At 64.0% G+C, this 1,467-nt stretch carries 2 protein-coding genes; one reads left to right on the top strand and one right to left on the bottom strand.

What is annotated here, in order from left to right:
- Positions 1–281: 281 nt before the first annotated feature.
- Positions 282–578: a co-chaperone GroES gene (gene groES / locus BRAO375_RS27055; protein WP_006610368.1), complete on the bottom strand. Its 297-nt coding sequence runs from the start codon at positions 576–578 to the stop codon at positions 282–284.
- A gap of 332 nt (positions 579–910) precedes the next feature.
- On the opposite strand from groES, the gene BRAO375_RS27050 reads away from it, so the two are divergent.
- Complete coding sequence (locus tag BRAO375_RS27050; RefSeq protein WP_009030615.1) at positions 911–1,420, top strand: hypothetical protein; 510 nt, start codon at positions 911–913, stop codon at positions 1,418–1,420.
- Positions 1,421–1,467 lie beyond the last annotated feature (47 nt).

Below are 1,467 nucleotides of genomic sequence, written 5' to 3'. Positions count from 1 at the left end.
ACCGTCCTTGGTGATGCGGGGAGCGCCGAAGCTCTTCTCGATGACGACGTTGCGGCCCTTCGGGCCGAGCGTCACCTTGACGGCGTTGGCGAGAATGTCGACGCCGCGCAGCATGCGGTCGCGCGCGTCGCCAGAGAATTTGACGTCCTTGGCTGCCATTTGAAACTCTCCTGGAGTGGACCTCGCCGGCCAGGGGCGTGATCGCCGGCCTGTCGCCTCAACGAGGTTGAAAAACGCTAGGTTGCCCCGGGCGGCTCGGCGCCGCCCCGGGCGGATCGGGATCAGGCGACGACGCCCATGATGTCGGACTCCTTCATGATCAGGAGCTCCTCGCCGTCCAGCTTGACCTCGGTGCCGGACCACTTGCCGAACAGCACGCGGTCGCCGACCTTGACGTCGAGCGGGGTCAGCTTGCCGCTCTCGTCGCGGCCGCCGGGGCCGACGGCGACGACTTCGCCCTGCGAGGGCTTTTCCTTGGCGGAGTCGGGAATGATGATGCCGCCCTTGGTCTTCTCTTCGGCGTCGATGCGCTTAACCACGACGCGATCGTGCAGGGGACGAAACTTCGATTTAGCCATGACGGATCCCTTTGCGGGTGCTTTGGTAGAGGTTGCTGTCGGAGGAATCTGAATGCGGCCACAATTGACGCCCAACTGGGCCTCCAACCGGCGCGCAGCTTTAGCAATCGTGCCCTCCGAGTGCTAAAGACCGCTGCCGGAAATATGGCTTGCCGCTGTTCCTGTCAAGCAAAGGCCGGCGGTTAAGCCCTTCTTGAGGCTGTTAGGGGATGTTGAACCGAGCCAGACATGTTAGTGGAGCGGCGTCGTCGTTCGACGTCGTTGCTCTGACGCGTGTTTTGCGCTTGGTTGCCGGACGGGGCAGCCACGATCTTGTTCCTTAAGGGGATGCCATGACGAGTTCACGGTGCGCGCGGCCGATCGCCAATCTCGGTATCGCGTCGGCGCTCACGATGCTTCTGGGAGCCTGCACGGGCTTCAGCCTGTCGCCGTCGTCCCCCATGCAGCAGACCGAGGCGCCCATCGAACCGGAGGTGCCGGCGACCATCCGGGCGGAAGATCTCGTGGGCAAATGGGGGCTGGCCGCCTACAACAATCCCAATGACCGCGCGCGCACCGAGAAGATGGCGCTGGCGCAGTGCAAGCAGCCTTACACGATCGGGCAGGGAACATCCGGTGGCGTGATCATGCACCTCGCCGACCAGGCGACCCCGCAGGAGCTGCGGCTGAAGGGTTCGGCCGGCGGCAAGAACTATATCGGTCCCGCAGGCCCGCCGGGCGGCGAGCAGGATCGCGAGGTCGTCTCGTTCGACGGACGGGTGCTGATCACCCGCTTCGTCGACAAGGATGCGGCCACCCGTTACCAGACCATGGTCTATGTCCGCTGCGGACCGCGCGCCTGAGTCTTTCAGGATGATGCAATATCTAAGAACCGCATGATGCTCCCACT

Source organism: Bradyrhizobium sp. ORS 375 (genome assembly GCF_000239775.1).
Taxonomy (GTDB): Bacteria; Pseudomonadota; Alphaproteobacteria; order Rhizobiales; family Xanthobacteraceae; genus Bradyrhizobium.
Note: the sequence above shows the minus strand (reverse complement) of the source record. Positions and strands in the feature narration are given on the sequence as shown.